This window comes from Nocardia sp. NPDC002869, from assembly GCF_046764065.1.
GTDB lineage: Bacteria > Actinomycetota > Actinomycetes > Mycobacteriales > Mycobacteriaceae > Nocardia > Nocardia rhamnosiphila.
The window spans coordinates 22,004-39,415 of the sequence record NZ_JBKOOL010000035.1; the positions used below are offsets into that span (position 1 = coordinate 22,004).

Sequence of the window (17,412 nt, forward strand, 5' to 3'; positions counted from 1 at the left end):
TTACCCGGCCACCGGCTGCCGCGCGTAACGGCTCGCCGGTTTGGACAGTCCGAAATGGTCGCGCAGGGTGGTTCCGGTGTACTCGGTCCGGAACAGCCCGCGCTGCCGCAGGATCGGGACCACGGTTTCGGTGAAGACCTCGAGGCCGCCGGGATAGTAGGGCGGCATCACGTTGAAACCGTCCGCGGCACCGGAGCGGAACCACTCCTCGATGGTGTCGGCCACCTGCTCCGGGGTGCCCGCGAAGACCCGGTGTCCGCGCGCGCCCGCCAGCCGGTGCAGCAGACCGCGCAGGGTCGGTCGTTCCCGCTCGACGATCCCGGCCACCACCTGACGCCGGCTCGCCGAATTGTCGGTGACATCACCGGCATCGGCGAACAATTCGACCGGTAACGGTTCGTCGAGTTCGAGATGCCGCAGCGATTCGTTGGCCAGCGATTCCAGCTGTGTGATGCCGTACTCGGGCACGGTGAGCTCGTTGAACTCCCGCTCCAGCTGTTTCGCCGCCGACTCGGTGCCCGCGATGAACGGACTGATCCCGGGCAGGATTTTCACCTGGTCGGATGCGCGGCCGAAATCCGCCGCCCGCTGTTTGATATCGCGGTAGAACGCCTGGGCATCGCTCAGCCGCTGATGCGCGGTGAAGATCGCCTCGGCGTACCGTCCGGCGAAGGCGCGACCGTCGTTGGACGCTCCCGCCTGCACCAGCACGGGATACCCCTGCGGCGTGCGGGCCGAATTGAACGGTCCGCGTACCCGCAGGTGTTCGCCCGCGAAATCAATGGGATGGATCTTGTCCGGGTCCGCGTACCGGCCGCCGGCGCGGTCGAGCAGGATGGCGTCGTCCTCCCAGCTGTCCCACAGCGCGGTGACGGCGTCGACGAATTCGCGGGCACGCGCGTAGCGCTCGGTGTGATCGGGATGGCGTGCCAGCCCGAAATTGGCGGCGGCCAGATCGGTGCCGGTGGTGACGATGTTCCAGCCCGCCCGGCCACCGGAGATATGGTCCAGCGACGAGAACAGCCGGGCCAGATTGTAGGGCTCGTAGTAGGTGGTGGATGCCGTGGCGATCAAACCCAGATGCGTGGTCGCCGCGGCGATCGCGGTCAGCAGCGTGATGGGTTCCAGGCCGGGCGCGGCGTTGTAGGCCACATTGGTTCGTAGTGCCGGTCCGTCGGCGAAGAACACCGCGTCGAAGGTCGCGGCCTCGGCGGTGCGGGCGATCTCCTGGTAGTAGCGGACATCGTAGATCCGGTCGGGGCGGCTGGCCGGATGGCGCCACGCCGCTTCGTGGTGCCCGGCGGGATAGATGAACGCGTTGAGACTCAGCCGGCGTGGTTCGGTCATCGGGCATCGTCCTCGTACTGAGTGGGTTCGGTGGAGACACCGAGCGCGGCCAGGAGTTGTTCGCGGTAGTGGGCGACGGCGGGATCACCGTGCCGGCGCGGGCGGGCCCGCTCGATGGACAGGTCGACGGCGATGCGGCCCTCGTCGAGGACGAGCACTCGATCGGCGAGCAGCACCGCCTCGTCCACATCGTGCGTGACCAGTAGTACCGTGGGGCGGTGCCGGGCGCAGAGATCCTGTAGCAGTCCGTGCATCCGGATCCGGGTGAGTGCGTCCAGTGCGCCGAACGGTTCGTCGGCGAGCAGCAGGGCCGGTTCGCGGACCAGGGAGCGGGCCAGCGCCACCCGCTGCTGTTCGCCGCCGGACAGTTCCCGGGGCCAGGCTTTCTCCCGGCCGGCCAGGCCGACCTCCGCCAGCGCGTCTCGGCCGCGCTGCGCGGCGCCCGGACCGCTCAGGCCGAGCGTGACATTGTCGAGCACCCTGATCCACGGCAGCAGCCGGGAGTCCTGGAACACCACCGATCGCTCCCGCGGGACCGTGAGTTCCCCGTCGCCGGCGACCTCGTGGTCCAGTTCGCCGAGTGCCCGCAGCAGGGTGCTCTTACCGGAACCACTACGGCCCAGCAGCGCCACGAACTCGCCCCGCGCGATATCGAGATCCACCCCGCGCAACACGACCCGGTCACCGAACCCGCGCCGCAGCGCACGGACCCGGACGGTCAGTCCGACAGTGTCTGTCGCCATGCCAGCGCCCTCCGCTCCAGCGCGCGGACGGCCAGGTCGCCGAAAAGACCCAGCAGCCCGTAGATCACCAGTCCCACCACGATCACGTCGATCTGCCCGTAAGTGCGTGCCTGGGTCATCAGATAGCCGATACCGCTGGTGGCGTTCACCTGCTCGACCACCGCCAGGGCCAGCCAGGAGATGGTGACCGCCAGCCGCAGTCCGGTGAAGAAGCCCGGCAGGGAACCGGGCAGCGCGACCCGGCGGATGAAACCCCACCGGGACAGGCCGACCGTCTGCGCCAGCTCCACATACCGCGCGTCGACTCCGCGCAGGGAGGCATGCGTGTTGATGTACACCGGTACCAGCACACTGGCGGTGATGACGATGAGTTTCATCTCCTCGCCGATCCCGAACCACACGATGAACAGCGGGATCAGCGCGAGGGTCGGAATGGAACGTTTGATCTGCACCGGGCCGTCCACGAGCGCCTCACCGATCCGGCTCAGGCCGGAGACCAGCGCGAGTACCACGCCGATCGACACCCCGAGTACGAGACCGATCGTGGCCCGCTGCAACGAGGTGAGCAGATTGGACTGCAGGGTGCCGTCGGCGATCAGATCACCCGCGGTCCGGGCCACATCCCACGGCGCGGGTAGCGTCTCGGCATCGAGGGCGCCGGACAGCGAACCGATCACCCAGGCGGCCAGCAGCAGCACGGGACCCAGCGCGAAACCGAACGGGATCGGCCGGCCGGGCCCGAGGCGGACCCGGCGCCCGGACCGGGCGGACCGGGCCGGTGATGCGAGCGGGGCGGAATCCGCCCGTGCGCCCGCGGAGATATCCAAGGTGGCCACTACTGTGCCTCCCGTTCGAATCGTGCGCCCACAGCGGGCACGGTCTCGCTGATCACCTGGTCGAACCGGGTATCGAAACCGTCCGCGGCCTCGACCTTGCGCGGCAGCTGACCGGCCGCGTCGATGACATCGATGGTCGCCTGCTGCGCGTCGATCAGCTTCTGATCCAGATGGGGGAAGGTGAATTCCCCGAGCGAATCGACGATCCGGCCGGCATCGTCGGCGCTGAGCTTCTGATTCTCGATGTAATAGATCCGGGCCCACTCGTCCCGGTGCGTATTGGTCCAGTGGAACGACCGCACGAAGGCCCCGACGAGGGCGCGCAGCGCGGCGGACTTCGCCGGATCCTGGGTGGCTTCCCGCCGGGAGTACAAATAGCCCAGGCCGTGATAGATGCCGGTGGTTTCCGAATCGGCGATCACGGTCGCGCCCGGAGTACGCAGGAAACGGGTGAGCCGCGGCTCGTTCAGCGGGGCGATATCGACCTGCCCGGTGCGGACCGCATCGTTGAAATCGGCCAGCTGTAGCCGCACCAGCTCGACATCGGACGTGGTCAAACCGGCCTTGTCCAGTGCGCGCAACACCGCCGCCTGCTGAGCCGTCCCTTCGGCATAGGCGATCTTCTTACCCTTCAGATCGGTCAGCCGGGTCGCCGTGACACCCGGCGCGACAGCGAGTTGGATCCCCGCCGGATCGGTCTGATAGGCCGCGATGATCGGCACGTCCTGGCCGGCGGCGAGGGCATGGATCGGCGGCACATCACCCACCGGCGCCACATCGGCCGCCCCCGCCCGGAAGGCCTCCAGGATCTCCGGGCCGCCGATGAAATTCGCGAACTCCACCTTGAACGGCAACTTCTCCAGTTCACCGGAGGCGCGCAGCGCGGTCTGGAAACGTTCCTGCTGGTCGGCGACCACCAGGGTGGTGCCCGGCGGAACCTCGGTGGGCAGCGGCGTATCGAGTGCGGCGCCACCGGGGCCGTCACTACTGTTGCACCCGGTCAGCGCCATCCCGGCAGCGGCGACGGCGAGGAGCATCGCGACCGACCGGAGTCGGAAACGCGCGGCAAGAGAACGAGACTGGTGCATAGCGGCATTGAAGCAATATCGCGGTCACGGGGGAATGATTAATAAGACGGTGATCCGAACTGTATCCCTCTGTCCAGCCTCCGGAGCCGCAGAACCGGGGCGGGCCCGGCGGCCTTCCGTCCGAGTGGACGATCGAAGTGACCCTCGGTCCTGCCGACGGATCACCCGCCCGGCCGGAGGCGGCCGCCGTGGGGCAGTTCCCAGGCGGCCGCTCTTCGGACGTCGGTGCCTGCGTCGGTGACATCTCCGACGTAGTACCACTCCATCCGCACCCGATCGGGTACCAGTTCGACCACGCCGTAGCCGTGGGAATCGAGTTCGGTGTAGTGGATGTGCTTGTTGAGCGCCCGCACCGACTCCGCGAGCGCGACCGAACCCGTGCGCCGCGGGGGCGGCAGCATATCCCCGATCCCGGTGGAGGTCACCGACGGGACCACGAATTCGGCTCCGGCGGTAGGCCGCCCGGGTAGCGCGCGGCGTCGAGCGGGACGTCGGAGGCCCAGGAGCTGTGGATATCGCCGGTGAGGAAGACGACGTCGCCGACGCCGCGGTCGGTCAGGGCCTGGAGGAGGCGGCGGCGGTCGGCGGGAAAGCCGTCCCACTGGTCGGTGTTGGGCGCCAGACCCTCGCGGGGGATACCGAACACTTCGGTGACGGCCGCGGTGGTCTGGGGGTCCAGTGGTGGGAACGCCAGCGGCGCGATCATGACCGAATTACCGACCACCTGCCAGCGCGCGGAGCCGGAAACCAATCCGGCGGTGAGCCATTCCATCTGACGCGACCCGGTGATCGTACTCCGCGCTCGCGGTGAGCGAGCCGGCGGCGACCACCGTGGTGAACCCCGCGTCCTCGGCGATCTCTCACCGGACGGTGGCCGGGGCGCCGATTCCCGATCCCGGCAGAGCCTGCGGCCCGACGGTCACCCGGGTCCAGAGGACGACGCCGTCGGGTAGCGGATCACCGGAGGCGATGCCGTGCCCGAACACCGGGCTTGCCGCAGATGCGGTGGGGACGGGTAAGGCGGCCGCCGCGGCGGTCACCGCCCCCGCGCGCAGTCCGGTCCGGCGGTCCGATGCGACCGGGACCCCGATGTTCGAAACGCTGCCGTTTCCGCTCACGTTCTCCGATCACAGCCGATCGGGCTGAATTCGGCAACTCGGGAAGACTTCAGGCCGCGTCGGCGTCCCGGTAGCGGAGTTCGAGGGTCACCCGGCGCGCGAGATATCCGGTCGCCCACGGGGCGAATTCGCGGGCGATCCAGGCGCCGTGCCGGTCGTCGAGTCCGAGGAGCCGGCAGGCGTGTCGCAGGTCCTCACGCATTCGCAGGGTGTCGCGCTGGGTGGTGTCGCTCATAGCTGCTCCGATGTGCCGGAAAATGGGAAAGCGCGTTGTCCGGACATCGTGATTGCGGCAGCGGATGTTTCGCGGACCGCTCGGCCCGCCGTCACCGGCGGCTGTCGGGATCCTGGGGTTTCGAGTGCTTCTGCCTGCGGCGGTACTGCTTACCGGACGGGATCGGCCGGGCGGCGTTCGACGACCGCCGGTCGTGCCGGCGCCGCCAGCCGGTGAGGTCCGGGCGTTCCTCGAGTGGTCGGGAGTCGGGCGGAGCCGGTATCGGGGTTCGTGGTGGCACAGGGCAACGATCCGGATCGTGCGCGCGATGCGCAACCGAAATATGGTCTTGCGCGCTGTCGTGGCCGTCCGCTCCGGGAGCGCGGTGTGCCCGGGTTGCCGCCGCGGCGGTGGCCCGTGGTTGACCGCGGTGCCGCCGGCGGGCATGGTGAGGCGATGACCAGTGACGAGGTCCGCCGCGGGGTTCCGGTGACGAATCCGGATCAGCCGCTGTTCGACGGCGCCGAGGCGACCAAGCGAGACCTGCTGGACTATCTGGAGGCGGTCGGGGAGCGCCTGGTGCGGGTGCTGCGGGACCGCCCGCTGTCGGTGGTCCGCGTCCGGCCGGGGCAGGAGCCGTTCATGCAGAAGAACCTGCCGACGTACACGCCCGAGTGGGTCCGGCGGACGACGGTCTGGGCGGAGAGTTCGCGGCGCGAGATCTCCTATGCGCTGTGCGACGATATGCCGACCCTGCTGTGGTTCGGTAACCAGCGCGCTGTCGAATACCACCCCACTCTGGTCACTTCCGATCCCGGAGCCGGGCCGACGCATCTGGTCCTCGACCTCGACCCGTCACCCGGGCAGTCCTTCCGGCACGCGGCGGAGGCGGCACAGTTGATCCGCGCGGCGTTGACGGACGCCGGATTGACCGGCGCGGTGAAGACCAGCGGCGCCAAAGGAGCCCATGTGTTCGTGCCGATCGCGCCGGGTACCCGCCACGAGGACGCGGCCGCGGCGACGCGGGCGATCGCCGCCCGGGCCGAGCGCCTCGATCCCGGTTTCGCCACCACCGCGTTCATCAAGGAGGACCGCGGTGGCAAGGTCTTTCTCGACCCGACACGCACCGGCGGCGCGACCGTTGTCGCGGCCTACAGTCCGCGTATCCGCCCCGGTGTTCCCGTCTCGTTCCCGCTCGCCTGGGCCGACCTCGACGAGGTGACGCCGGCGGACTTCACGATACGGACGGTGCCCGCTCTGTTGGCGGATACCGACCTCTGGTCGGCCGTCATGCCCGGCCCGCAGGCGATTCCGGCCGATCTGGTCACCGAAGGACATACGATCCCGGTTCCCCAGGTCCAGGCGATGCACGAGGGTAAACGGCGTGCCCGTGCTCGCCGGGCCACCTGATACGCCCATCCACCGGGCAGGAACCGGCGGCGTCGGAACCGAGCCGCCGCGGCGTGGTGGATACCGAGCGAGCGGCCGGGCGCTCGTGCGAGGATCGACCGGGGGCGTAGCGGTGACCCGGCCCGCGGCCGGCAGCGGGTAGGACGGCGCAATGTACTGGGTGGCAGGTGTTTTCGCGGTCCTGCTCGCCGGGTGTGCCGACCGGTACGGGTACCACCGGGACGAGATGTACGTCCTGGCCGCGGGGCGGCGGCTCGACTGGGGGTATGCCGACCAGCCGCCACTGGTGCCGTTGCCGGCCCGGGCGATGGCCGCGATCGACGCGGATTCGCTGGTGCTTCTTCGGATCCCGGCGATCGTGGCGGCCACCGCCGTGATCGTGTGTACCGGCTGGGCGGCCCGTGAACTGGGCGGCGGCCGGGCAGCGCAGACCCTGGCCGCCGCCGCGGCGGCCTCTTCCGCGCTCCTCCTCGGCGGCGGTCATCAGCTCGGCACCGTGATCTTCGACCTGGCGGTGTGGTCGGCGGTGGTGGTGACGGTACTGCGGCTGCTGCGGCCCGAATCGGATCGGCGCTGGTGGTTGTTCGCCGGAGTGCTGGCGGGTATCGGTTTGCAGAACAAGACACTGCTGGCGCTACCGCTGCTGGTTCTGGCGTGCGCATTCCTGCTGCTCGGCCCACGGAAACTGTTCGTCACCAGGTATTTCCCGGTCGCACTCGCGAACGCCGCGGTCATCTGGGCGCCGAATCTGTGGTGGCAGATGCGCAACGGACTGCCGCAGCTCGAGATGAGCCGAGCCATCGCGGGTGGCTCGTCGGGCACCTCGGACGGCCCGGCCGCCTTCGTACTGCTGCAGTTCGGCCTGATGGGGCCGCTGATGGTGGTGCTGTGGGGCGGGGGTCTGTGGTGGCTGGCCCGGCAACAGCGCTACCGTGCCTTCGCGCTCACCTACGCATTGTTGTTCGTGGCGTATCTGGTTACCGGGGGCAAGGCCTACTACCTGGGTGGGATGTACCCGGTGCTGCCGGCCGCGGGCGCCACCGCGCTGGTGCCGGCGCTGACCCGTACCCGGGCGCGACTCGCCGCGACTACCGCGGTTGTCGCGCTGAACGCGGCGGTATCGGCGGTCCTGTTCCTGCCGGTTCTGCCCGTCACCGCCCTGCGCGATTCGCCGATTCTCGCGCTCAATTACGACGCCGGCGAAATGGTCGGCTGGCCGCGGTTCGCCGACCGGATCGCCGAGGCCAGGGCCCGCTCGGCGCCGGACGCGGAATTACTCACCGCCAACTACGGCGAAGCCGCGGCCATCGAGCGTTTCGGCGCCCCGTACGACCTCCCGGTTCCGCGCAGCGGCCACAATGCCTACTGGTGGTGGGGGCCACCGGCCGATTCCCGCCCGATTCTCACCGTCGGCCTCACCCGCGCGGAAGTCGAGCGTTTCTGTGCCGATTCCGCTCCCGAAGCGGCGGGCCGTATCGACAACGGGCTCGGAATCGACAACGACGAGCAAGGGGCGGCGATGTACGTGTGCCGTACCGTACGGGCGCCCTGGGCGCAGCTGTGGCCGGCGCAGCGGCAGCTGGGTTAGCCCTCCTGCCGTGGATTCGGGGCACCGGCCACTTCGGAGCGGGCCGGCCCGGATCCGCGGGTCCGGCGCGCGCGGACGAGCTGCGCACCGCCCACCACCAGACCGAATCCCAGCAGGATCAGTCCGCGCAGCCACACCGCACCGTCGATCCGCGTGAACAGGAAAAGGCAGGATGCCAGTCCGAGCCAGGGCACCACGGTCGGGACCCGGAACGCGCCCGTGCCGTCCGGTTCCCGGCGCAGCAGGAGCACAGCCGCGTTGACCGCCGTGAACACGACGAGCAGGAGCAGGACCAGAGTTTCGGCGAGGGCCGCGATTTCGCCGGTCAGCGCCAGCAGCAGCGAGAGAGCCGTGGTCGCGAGTACGGCCACCCAGGGGGTTCGGCGGCGCGGAAGCAGCCGGGCCAGGCCCCCGGGCAGCAGCCCATCGCGGGCCATCCCGTAGGCGAGCCGGGAGGCCATGATGCCGGTCAGCAGTGCGCCGTTGGCGACCGCCACCAGCGCGATCACGGCGAACAGGCGTTCCGGCACCCCGCCGGCCGTCCGGACCACCTCCAGCAGCGGACCGCTCGACTCCGCCAGCACCTCGGTGGGAACGACCGCCCCGGCGACCACCCCGAGTAATACGTACACCAGACCCGCGGTCAGCAGCGCGCCGAACAGTGCCCGCGGGTAGGCCCGGCGCGGATCCCGCACTTCCTCGGCCAGATTCACCGAGGTCTCGAACCCGACGAACGAGTAGTAGGCGAGTACCGCGCCCGCGAGGGTCGCCCCGACCGCGCCGTGCTCGGCGGTGCCCAGCTCGACGAGCCGGCCCGGCTCGCCGTCGCCGCGGACGAGAACCCAGGCGCCGAGACCGATGACCAGGAGCAGCCCGCCGACCTCGACGGCCGTGGCGACCACGTTCGCGCCGAGCGATTCCTTGACACCGCGGATGTTGAGCAGTGCGAGTGCGCTCAGGAACAGTACGACGACGGCCGCGGTGGGCAGGGTGATCAGTTCGGCCAGATAATCCGAGGCGAAGCCGCGGGCCAGCGCACCGACCGAGACGACGCCCGCGGCGAGCATGCAGAAGCCGATGAAGGCGCCGGCGGCCGGCCCGAGCGCCCGGGTCACGTAGTGGGCCGAGCCGCCCGCTCGCGGAAACCGGGTGGCCAGTTCGGCATACGAGCCCGCGGTGAGACAGGCCAGTACGAGCGCGGTGAGCAGCGGCACCCACACCGCGCCACCCGACTGCGCGGCGATGTCGCCGATCAGTACATACACCCCGGCGCCCAGCACGTCACCGAGAACGAAGAAGTACAGCAGGTGGGTGGGCACAGTGCGCCGCAACGTCGTCGCCATAGCGCCCGTATACCCCGGCATCCCGCTCTCACCAGCGGATCGGCCGACCCGGGTGGGCGCCTGGGTTTGCCGCTACCGCGCGCGGGAAGACCCGCCCCATGACGACGGTGCGTACCCGGATCCCGGCCCGCCTCGACCGGCTCCCCTGGGCACGCTGGCACTGGATGATCGTGGTCGGGTTGGGCGCGGTGTGGATCATCGACGGCTTCGAGGTCACCGTCGTCGGCAGTGTCGCGACGAAACTGTCCGAGCCCGACAGTGGTCTGGCCATTTCGTCGGCGCAGGTGTCCGGGCTCGCGGCGGCGATGTACGTGGCGGGCGCGTGTATCGGGGCCCTGGTCTTCGGCCGGCTGACCGACCGCTACGGCCGCAAGAAGCTGTTCATCGTCACGCTGGTGGTATATCTCGTGGCCACCGCTATGACCGCGTTCTCCTTCTCGGTCTGGTGGTTCGTCCTGTTCCGGTTCCTCACCGGACTCGGCATCGGCGGTGAGTACGCGGCCATCAATTCCGCGATAGACGAACTGATTCCCAGCAAGTACCGCGGCCGGATCGATATCGTCATCAACGGCACCTATTGGCTGGGCGCCTCCGGCGGCGCGTTGCTCTCGGTGGCCGCGCTGAATCCGCAACTGTTCGCGCCGGATATCGGCTGGCGCCTCATGTTCGGCATGGGCGTGCTCTTCGGGCTGCTGGTGCTCGTGGTGCGCCGGCATGTTCCGGAAAGCCCCCGGTGGATGTTCATCCACGGCCGTGACCGGCAGGCCGAGGAACTGGTCGACGCGGTGGAGGATCAGGTGCGCCGGGACACCGGTGCCGACCTGCCACCGGTGGCGGAGACCATCGAGGTGCGGCAGCGGCGTTCCACCGGGTTCGGCGAAATCGCCTCGGTCATGTTCCGGAAGTATCCGCGCCGCAGCGTACTCGGGCTGGCGCTGTTCATCGGCCAGGCGTTCCTCTACAACGCGGTCACCTTCAATTTCGCCGTCATCCTCGGTGAATCCTTCGACGTACCCAGTGATCGCACCGGCTACTTCTATGCCGTCATGTGCCTGGGCAGTTTCTTCGGGCCGCTGCTGCTCGGCCGCTATTTCGACACCATCGGCCGTAAACCCATGATCGCGGGCTCCTACCTGGGATCGGGTGTGCTGTTGCTGCTCACCGCGTTACTGCTGGTACGCGGCGACCTCACCGCCGTCACGCTCACCGCCTGCTGGACGGCGGTGCTGTTCGTGGCCTCCTGCGGCGCGAGCTCCGCCTATCTGACGGTGAGCGAGATCTTCCCGATGGAGACCAGGGCGATGGCCATCGCGTTCTTCTACGCCCTGGGCACCGCCGCGGGCGGTATCGCGGGACCACTGGTATTCGCGGAGCTCACCGGTGACGGCGACGCCGGTCGCACCGCGCTGGCCTTCACCATCGGCGCGGTCATGATGATGCTCGGCGGAATCGTCGAGTTGCTCTTCGGGGTGCGTGCCGAGCGGCAATCGCTGGAAGACATCGCCGCGCCGCTGAGTTCGCAGCCCACCGGCTGAAACCGGGGCGTCCGGCCGGTATTGCCGCGCCCACGGCAGGGCGCGATCGCGACCTTCTCCGTCGCTAGGCCGCTATGCCGTAGCGGCGCTCGTAGGCCAGGCGGTCGTCGGCGTGCCGGCGTCGTTCCACCACGTCCGCGAGGTCGGGGTCGAGACCGTGCTGGATCAGGCGGTGGCGACGGTAGACGTAGAGCAGCGCGACGGTGAAGTAGACGAGCGGAATGTAGAGCAGTCCCATCATGGACAGGTGCATCCAGAGCGGCCCGGGCAGCAGTAGGAGCAGGCACAGCGGCGCGATCACCGGAACCAGGAAGCGCAGCAGATAGCGCCGGGCGGCTCCGGGGCCGGTGAGGTCCGCCAGCACCCAGTCCGTCAGCGGGGCCGGTAAGGATAGGCCGCAGATATAGCGGATCCGCTGCACGGGGGTCGGCGTTGGTCGTGCGGGCATCGGCAGCTCCTCGACTCCGGGTGGCGGATCGGACGGCTCACCCATTCCAGTTGTCCGATAATGTATCGTACGCTAACGATTAGCGCACGACTTATTTGCCGCCCGGCTCACGCAGGCCCGGCGGGGCACGGACGTATCATCCGATCTCCGAGGAGGTGTCCATGGACGGCACGATCGAGGATCCACTGCGGCTGGAGCGGCAGGTGTGCTTCGCCCTGGCATTGGCCAACCGCGCCGTGCTGGCGATCTACCGGCCGCTGCTGGAGCCGATGAAGCTCACCCATCCGCAGTACCTGGTGATGCTCGCCCTCTGGGGCGACGCCCCGCTGTCGGTCAAGGAGATCGGCGAACTGCTCCAACTGGATTCGCCGACGCTGTCCCCGTTGCTCAAACGTCTCGAGGCACTGGACTACATCACCCGCACTCGCGACCCGCGTGATGAACGAAACCTCGTCATCGACCTCACGCCCGCCGGCCGGGCACTTCGTGCCGAGGCCGAGAAGATCCCGCCGGCGGTGGTCGAACGGCTGGGTATGGGCCTCGACGACCTCGAAGAACTGCATGCGGTCCTGACCAGGGTGAACCGGGCGGCCCGCGGCTAGGCGCGCCGGACGCGGGCCGGATCGAATTCTCACCCGGTCGCAGTGTCGTTTGGCCCGGGGTCCGGCGGGTATCCGCCCGCCGGACAGGAGGTAGCACATGACTCGGACGGCACAGCCGCCTACGCGGCAGTCAGGGGACGACCGGTCGGTCGGCGAACTCGTCGATGTGGCCACCATTCAGGTGAGCAGGCTGGTGCGTGACGAAATGCGCCTGGCCCGGCTGGAGATGCAGGAAAAGACGAGCGCCGCGGCCAAAGGCGCCGGCCTCGCGGGCGCGGGTGGCCTGCTGATGTTCTATGGCGGTGCGGCGGTGATCGCGGCCGTGGCCCTGGCGCTGGCGCTGGCTCTGCCGGGGTGGGCCGCGGCCCTGATCGTCGGCGCCGTACTACTCGCCGGTGGGGCCGCCCTCACCTGGCTCGGGAAGCGGAGTATTACAGCGAGCGCACCGCCGGTGCCCACGGACGCCCTGGCAGGGGCGCGCGCCGATATCGAGACCGTCACCCACCGGAGGTAGCGATGACCGAGAACGGAGGACGATCCGTCGACGAGGACCGGGACGCCTTGCGGCGCGACCGCGACCAGGTCCGGGAGGAACTTCGGGAGACGGTGGACGAACTCGCCGGCAAGTTCGATGTGCGGGCGCGTGCGCAGGACACCGCGCACCATGCCGCCGAGGAGGTACGGCACCGGGCCGGGGAGGTGGAGCGCACGGTCCGCGATCGCGCCGGTCAGGTGCAGGCGCAGGCCCATCAGCTCCTCGAACGGGCCGAAGCCGGGACACCCGAGCCCGTGGCGGCGGGTGGCCGGAAGACGGTAGAACTGCTGCGCGGCTATCCGGTACCCGCCGTGACCGCGGCCCTCGCCGCCGCGCTGGTGGCGTGGCTGCTCGTACGAGGCAGGAAATCATGAACCTGCTGTACAAGCCGATCGGCACGGTGGCCGGGGTCCTCGGCGGGATGGCGGCGCACGCGGTGTTCCGTCAGCTCTGGCGCCGGGCCGCCGGCCAGGACGAGGCCCCGGCGGCGACCTCTCCCGACTACGGCTGGCGCGAGGTCCTGTTCGCGGCCGCTCTCCAGGGCGCGGTGTTCGGCCTGGTCAAAGCATCAGTCGACCGGGCCGGGGTACTCGCGTACCACCGCATGACCGGGAAGTGGCCGACCTGAGAAATCCGGAACGGCGGATGCGTCGCGGCCGCTGACCACTGCGGGGTGGCCGCGCCCGGTGCGTAGCTGAGCGGCCCGATCCGATCGAGGCCCCCGTGATCCGGTCGTCAGCGGCAGGTCACCCCGGCGCACGCGGTGAGGGTGGCCAGGCGCCGGTCGAGGGTGGCGACCAGGTCGGCGTGCGCGGCGCGTCCTTCGGGGGTCTTGACGAGATCGGTCAGCTGGTACGGGTCTGTGTGCAGGTCGTACAGCTCGTATTCGCACTGGTCAAGTCGTCCCAGCCGGGCGGGATGTGCCCGGGGTCGTCCTCCAGCCCGTTGAGGTACTTGTCGGCCATACCGGTTCGGTAGCCCGCGCCGTGCAACGCGGTGGCGATGGTGTGGGACTCGTTGCCCCGGGCGCGGAAGGTCTCGAAGCCGCCGACTTCGCCGGCGTTGGTAGAGGACACCGGTGTTGTGCCCGTACTCGCCGGTCAGTATGGAGGCACGGGCCGCGCAGCAGATCGGCATCGGCGCGAACGCGTCGGTGAACTCCATCCCGCGGTCACGGATGAGGGTGGCGGTCCGCGGCATCGCCTGCCACACCGGCGTGGTCGCCGAATCCAGGTCGTCGGCGAGGATCACAACCACGTTCGGCCGCTGATCGACGGGTTCCGGGGTGTGGCGTGACCGGAAGCGGTATCTGTGGTTGTTCGGCGGGCGCGGGGAGACGACGCCGCTGACGGTCGCCGTGGTCGAACTCGACGAAGGACCGTGGGTCTCCACCTCGATCGAAGGCAACATTCCGCTGGCCGCCACCGGCCCATCCAAGATCACGCTGGCGCAGACCGGTTACGGGCATTTCTCCATCGAGCACAACCGCGGTCATCACGTCCGGGTCGCCACCCCGGAAGACCCGGCCAGCGCCCGGTTCGCGGAATCCTTCTGGAGTTTCCTGCCGCGCAGCGTATGGGGCGGGCTGCGGTCGGGGTGGGCGCTGGAGCGCGCGCGGCGGGAAGTAGGCCAAGGTGATCATGCCGGCGTACCCGGCGGGCAGTTCGGGCGCGCCGTCCATACTGCGCAGGGTCTGGTAGCGCCGGGTGGGCGCCGCATGATGGTCGCTGTGCCGCTGCAGGTGGAAGAGGAAGATCTCCAGTAACGAGAATCCGTAGACGACCTGGAGCAGCAGGAACGGCAGCACGCCCGGCCCGAACAGCACGGCCGGCGCGCCCCACAACACCACGGTCATCGCCCAGGCATTGAGCACATCGTCTTCATGGTCGAGGTGGACCGCGCCTGATCGGATCCGGAAGCTACCGGTTCGGTTCCGGCCGTAGGACGAGGGGGCCGTACCAGTGGCACACCAGCAGGGCCAGCTCGACATCGAGCCGGTCGGCGCCGATCGGGCGGCCGCGTCGCGCGATGGCGCGCCCGACCCGGTATTTGACGGAGTTGGAATGCAGATTCAGCTCGGTGGCGGCGGCCTTGTAACTCGATCCGGCGCCCAGGAACAACCGGAGCGTATTGCGCAGTCGCGCGTCGTGCTCGTTGTCGCCGGCCAGGCCGCCGAGCACCTCGCTCACCCAGTCGCGCGCTTCGTCGACGCTGCCGCCGAGCAGCGCCGCGGTTGTCAGCCCCGGGTCGTCGGCGGCGACAACACCAGGAGTGGACAGCCCGTGTGCCCGAGCGACGGAGCATGCGCGCTGTGCGCTGCGATGGGAGCGGCGGAAGCCGTCGACACCGGCGCCGAGGGTGCCGATCGCGACGTCCGGGGCATCTCGGCGGCCGGATACGAATCTCCGTACCGCGGCGACCAGGCCCGCCGGCTCGGAGCCGAAGGGCAGCCACGCCCAGACACTGATCCGGTCGGCGGCGATGACCAACGGATTGGATGCCGCACCGAGGGCGTCGGCCAGTTCACGGACGAACCGCTGCAGATTCGAGACGGCTTCGCTGTCGATCTCGCCCTCGGGGCACCAGAGGATGAGGGCGAGGTGGTGCCGGCGCAGCGGATAGTTGATCGCCTCGGTGACCGCGTCGACGTTGACGGTCTGGCGGCTGCCCAGTACCTCGCGCGCCCGCACCGCGCGGATGTTGTTCCGGCTTTCCAGCCATTGTTCGCGCTCGTCACTGTAGATGCCGAGGACCTGTTCGGTGATGTGGTCGATGTATTCGAACAGCGCGGAGGCGACGCGTTCGACCACGCCGATTCGTTCGGTGAGGGGGATGGCCATCGTGTGCAGTTCGGCGAACACCATCTCGGTCAGCCGGCGCTGCCCGACGCGATAGGCGCGAGCCAGCGAGTGGGCCGGTACGCCCTGCTGAGCCAGGCGCCTGGCGTAGTCCACGGCGGCGGGCGCCGCCTGGATATCGGCGACTGGGACGTGATAGCGCAGGGCGTGCAGCGCGGTGGCGATATTCGCTTCGACGCTCTCACCGAGCAGGTCGCCGGTTTGCGGATCGTGGCGCAGATCGGCGATATCATCCTCGATATAGGTGCGGATGGCCGCGCTGATCTCGCCCACCCGTACGTTCATCCGGGCAGCTGTCTCCGCGATCAAGCGGTCTGCGTACGCGGTGTCGTGACGTGCGGTCGTCACACCGTCAACCGTACCTCTGTCCGGGCCGCCCGCCGGAACTGTCCATCCGCTTGTTTCCCGGAGACAAAGACCACCGTGGACTTCATCGGCGCGCGACGGAGACCCGGCGGCCGGAAATTCTTACCGTGGACGCACAACACCTGGACCACTGCCCCGAGGATCGCCTATGAACCTTGCAGTACTCCCGGACTGCCGTGCGGTACTCGCTCCATACGCCGCGGCCGTCTCCGACGACAGCACCGAACTGAACAATGCCGCGTTCCTGGACGCCGTGCGGCGGGCGACGACCTCGCTGCGCGTCGCCGGTCTATCGACCGGCGACGTGCTCGCGGTCATGCTGTCCGATACCGCCGCCTTCGTCGTCACCCTCTTCGCCGCGTGGCGGGTGGGCGCCGCTGTCGCCCCGCTCGATCCGGCGTCACCCGCCGGAGCAGCCGGCCGCCGCATGGCCCGTGCGGGCGCCCGGGTTCTGGTCGCCGCGCATGATCCGGCCCCTGCCGGCCCGGTGCGCTCCGTCGTTTCCGCCGACCGGCTCGCCGCGGCCGATCCCGACACTGCCGAGCCGGCGCGGGTGAGTGACGACGCACCGGCGCTGCTCGTGCCCGTCGGGGGATCCGGGGACGAGTCGACGATTGCCGTGCTCGACCATATGAACCTCAATGCGCTGTGCCGATTGGCGATCGAGATCTTCGCGATCACCGGTACCGACCACAGTCTGTCGATCCAGCCGCTGTCCCATGTCGACGGCATCGTCCTGGGGGTGTTGGCGCCGCTGCTCGCCGACGGTCGTGCCACCATAGCCCCGTTCGATCCCGCGACATTCTTCGACCGGATCGAGTCCAGCGGCGCCACCTGTTTCGCGGCGGCCCCGGCGGTGTACCGCCGGCTGTCCGAGCTGCCCGGCGGGACCCGGCCGCATATCTCGTCGGTGCGGATCGCCATCTGCAGTACCGCGCAAACCGGCCCGGAACTGCGGACCGCTTTCGAGCGCCGCTACGGCATACCGATCGTGCACGATCACGGGCTGACCGACTTCCCGCCACGACCACGGCCCGTTCGTACACCGGCCCCCGAGATTCGGCCGCCCTCGTGCCGCGCTCGATGACATGCCCGGGCCACAACCCCGAAACGGGGCGGCGGAGCCGAACACGCACCCGTGATGTCCCGGCCGGATGGTCGGCCTGAACCTCGCCCCCCGCGGACATGGCCGGCCTCGGCGACCGGATGGCGGCGGTCAAGAAGAAGGCACCGACCCGCCCCCACCCGAACACCCCGTCCGGCCCGGGAGCCCAGAAGACCGCCGGGTTGGCGGCCGCGGCCGCGGACAAAGTCCGCGAAAATGCCGGAGGAAGCAAATAGGAAGAACAGGCCGACCCGAACACTCCGATAACACCCGACG

At 69.4% G+C, this 17,412-nt stretch carries 20 protein-coding genes and 3 pseudogenes; 9 read left to right on the forward strand and 14 right to left on the reverse strand.

The genetic code is table 11. From position 1 onward, the window contains the following. The 8 genes from ACLML9_RS09620 to ACLML9_RS09655 all read right to left on the reverse strand — a co-directional run bounded on the left by ACLML9_RS09620 (position 1) and on the right by ACLML9_RS09655 (position 5,367). On the reverse strand, positions 1-1,347 hold the full coding sequence (locus ACLML9_RS09620) for an LLM class flavin-dependent oxidoreductase (protein WP_411945172.1): 1,347 nt from the start codon (positions 1,345-1,347) through the stop codon (positions 1-3). Next, positions 1,344-2,090 carry an ABC transporter ATP-binding protein gene (locus ACLML9_RS09625; RefSeq protein WP_411945173.1) on the reverse strand — a complete coding sequence of 249 codons (747 nt, stop codon included), beginning with the start codon at positions 2,088-2,090 and terminating at the stop codon, positions 1,344-1,346. Before ACLML9_RS09625 ends, ACLML9_RS09620 begins: the two co-directional genes overlap by 4 nt. Beyond that, complete coding sequence (locus tag ACLML9_RS09630) at positions 2,066-2,926, reverse strand: ABC transporter permease (RefSeq protein ID WP_411945174.1); 861 nt, start codon at positions 2,924-2,926, stop codon at positions 2,066-2,068. The genes ACLML9_RS09625 and ACLML9_RS09630 overlap by 25 nt, the downstream gene beginning before the upstream one ends. Next, positions 2,926-4,014, reverse strand: coding sequence for an ABC transporter substrate-binding protein (locus ACLML9_RS09635; protein ID WP_411945175.1), 1,089 nt, complete (start codon positions 4,012-4,014; stop codon positions 2,926-2,928). The genes ACLML9_RS09630 and ACLML9_RS09635 overlap by 1 nt, the downstream gene beginning before the upstream one ends. 161 nt (positions 4,015-4,175) lie before the next feature. Beyond that, positions 4,176-4,439 (reverse strand): hypothetical protein, encoded by a 264-nt coding sequence (locus ACLML9_RS09640; protein WP_411945176.1) that lies wholly within the window; start codon positions 4,437-4,439, stop codon positions 4,176-4,178. After that, positions 4,436-4,786 carry an alkaline phosphatase D family protein gene (locus ACLML9_RS09645; RefSeq protein WP_411945177.1) on the reverse strand — a complete coding sequence of 117 codons (351 nt, stop codon included), beginning with the start codon at positions 4,784-4,786 and terminating at the stop codon, positions 4,436-4,438. Before ACLML9_RS09645 ends, ACLML9_RS09640 begins: the two co-directional genes overlap by 4 nt. An 88-nt stretch (positions 4,787-4,874) precedes the next feature. Continuing rightward, positions 4,875-5,132: a PhoD-like phosphatase N-terminal domain-containing protein gene (locus ACLML9_RS09650; RefSeq protein WP_411945178.1), complete on the reverse strand. Its 258-nt coding sequence runs from the start codon at positions 5,130-5,132 to the stop codon at positions 4,875-4,877. Between the two features lie 49 nt (positions 5,133-5,181). Then, positions 5,182-5,367, reverse strand: a complete 186-nt coding sequence (locus tag ACLML9_RS09655) for a hypothetical protein (protein ID WP_030525029.1) — start codon at positions 5,365-5,367, stop codon at positions 5,182-5,184. Positions 5,368-5,802: 435 nt separating this feature from the next. On the opposite strand from ACLML9_RS09655, the gene ACLML9_RS09660 reads away from it, so the two are divergent. Together ACLML9_RS09660 and ACLML9_RS09665 are read left to right on the forward strand one after the other, a co-directional pair. Continuing rightward, positions 5,803-6,756, forward strand: coding sequence for a DNA polymerase domain-containing protein (locus ACLML9_RS09660; protein WP_411945179.1), 954 nt, complete (start codon positions 5,803-5,805; stop codon positions 6,754-6,756). A gap of 151 nt (positions 6,757-6,907) precedes the next feature. Continuing rightward, the gene (locus tag ACLML9_RS09665) at positions 6,908-8,344 is read left to right on the forward strand and encodes a glycosyltransferase family 39 protein (RefSeq protein ID WP_411945180.1); all 1,437 of its coding nucleotides are present in this window, start codon (positions 6,908-6,910) and stop codon (positions 8,342-8,344) included. On the opposite strand, the gene ACLML9_RS09670 is transcribed toward ACLML9_RS09665, so the two are convergent. After that, positions 8,341-9,687 (reverse strand): APC family permease, encoded by a 1,347-nt coding sequence (locus tag ACLML9_RS09670; RefSeq protein ID WP_411945181.1) that lies wholly within the window; start codon positions 9,685-9,687, stop codon positions 8,341-8,343. The two genes, ACLML9_RS09665 and ACLML9_RS09670, sit on opposite strands and share 4 nt — an antisense overlap. A gap of 98 nt (positions 9,688-9,785) precedes the next feature. Here ACLML9_RS09670 and ACLML9_RS09675 point away from each other — a divergent pair, with 98 nt between their 5' ends. Beyond that, positions 9,786-11,222 carry an MFS transporter gene (locus tag ACLML9_RS09675; protein ID WP_411945182.1) on the forward strand — a complete coding sequence of 479 codons (1,437 nt, stop codon included), beginning with the start codon at positions 9,786-9,788 and terminating at the stop codon, positions 11,220-11,222. A gap of 64 nt (positions 11,223-11,286) precedes the next feature. Here the strand turns inward: ACLML9_RS09675 and ACLML9_RS09680 are convergent, their stop codons facing one another. After that, on the reverse strand, positions 11,287-11,670 hold the full coding sequence (locus ACLML9_RS09680) for a DUF5313 family protein (RefSeq protein ID WP_411945183.1): 384 nt from the start codon (positions 11,668-11,670) through the stop codon (positions 11,287-11,289). Between the two features lie 161 nt (positions 11,671-11,831). Here ACLML9_RS09680 and ACLML9_RS09685 point away from each other — a divergent pair, with 161 nt between their 5' ends. From ACLML9_RS09685 to ACLML9_RS09700, 4 genes are all read left to right on the forward strand, one after another. Next, positions 11,832-12,272 (forward strand): MarR family winged helix-turn-helix transcriptional regulator, encoded by a 441-nt coding sequence (locus ACLML9_RS09685; protein ID WP_411945184.1) that lies wholly within the window; start codon positions 11,832-11,834, stop codon positions 12,270-12,272. Between the two features lie 97 nt (positions 12,273-12,369). Beyond that, on the forward strand, positions 12,370-12,786 hold the full coding sequence (locus tag ACLML9_RS09690; RefSeq protein ID WP_411945185.1) for a phage holin family protein: 417 nt from the start codon (positions 12,370-12,372) through the stop codon (positions 12,784-12,786). Between the two features lie 2 nt (positions 12,787-12,788). Then, positions 12,789-13,181, forward strand: coding sequence for a DUF3618 domain-containing protein (locus tag ACLML9_RS09695; RefSeq protein ID WP_411945186.1), 393 nt, complete (start codon positions 12,789-12,791; stop codon positions 13,179-13,181). Continuing rightward, positions 13,178-13,435: a DUF4235 domain-containing protein gene (locus ACLML9_RS09700; RefSeq protein WP_411945187.1), complete on the forward strand. Its 258-nt coding sequence runs from the start codon at positions 13,178-13,180 to the stop codon at positions 13,433-13,435. The genes ACLML9_RS09695 and ACLML9_RS09700 overlap by 4 nt, the downstream gene beginning before the upstream one ends. Before the next feature lie 217 nt (positions 13,436-13,652). Here the strand turns inward: ACLML9_RS09700 and ACLML9_RS09705 are convergent, their stop codons facing one another. Both ACLML9_RS09705 and ACLML9_RS09710 read right to left on the reverse strand, forming a co-directional pair. Further along, positions 13,653-13,883: a hypothetical protein gene (locus tag ACLML9_RS09705; RefSeq protein ID WP_411945194.1), complete on the reverse strand. Its 231-nt coding sequence runs from the start codon at positions 13,881-13,883 to the stop codon at positions 13,653-13,655. 52 nt (positions 13,884-13,935) lie between these two features. Continuing rightward, positions 13,936-14,217, reverse strand: a pseudogene (locus ACLML9_RS09710) (hypothetical protein); the annotation flags it as partial. A gap of 22 nt (positions 14,218-14,239) precedes the next feature. Between ACLML9_RS09710 and ACLML9_RS09715 the strand changes: the two are divergent. Next, positions 14,240-14,425: pseudogene (locus ACLML9_RS09715) on the forward strand (fatty acid desaturase); the annotation flags it as partial. On the opposite strand, the pseudogene ACLML9_RS09720 reads toward ACLML9_RS09715, so the two are convergent. Together ACLML9_RS09720 and ACLML9_RS09725 are read right to left on the reverse strand one after the other, a co-directional pair. Then, positions 14,423-14,686: pseudogene (locus ACLML9_RS09720) on the reverse strand (alkane 1-monooxygenase); the annotation flags it as partial. The pseudogenes ACLML9_RS09715 and ACLML9_RS09720 overlap by 3 nt on opposite strands. Before the next feature lie 40 nt (positions 14,687-14,726). Next, positions 14,727-16,013 (reverse strand): PucR family transcriptional regulator, encoded by a 1,287-nt coding sequence (locus ACLML9_RS09725; RefSeq protein ID WP_411945188.1) that lies wholly within the window; start codon positions 16,011-16,013, stop codon positions 14,727-14,729. Between the two features lie 166 nt (positions 16,014-16,179). Between ACLML9_RS09725 and ACLML9_RS09730 the strand changes: the two genes are divergently transcribed. After that, positions 16,180-17,118: an AMP-binding protein gene (locus ACLML9_RS09730; protein WP_411945189.1), complete on the forward strand. Its 939-nt coding sequence runs from the start codon at positions 16,180-16,182 to the stop codon at positions 17,116-17,118. Positions 17,119-17,412: the final 294 nt, after the last annotated feature.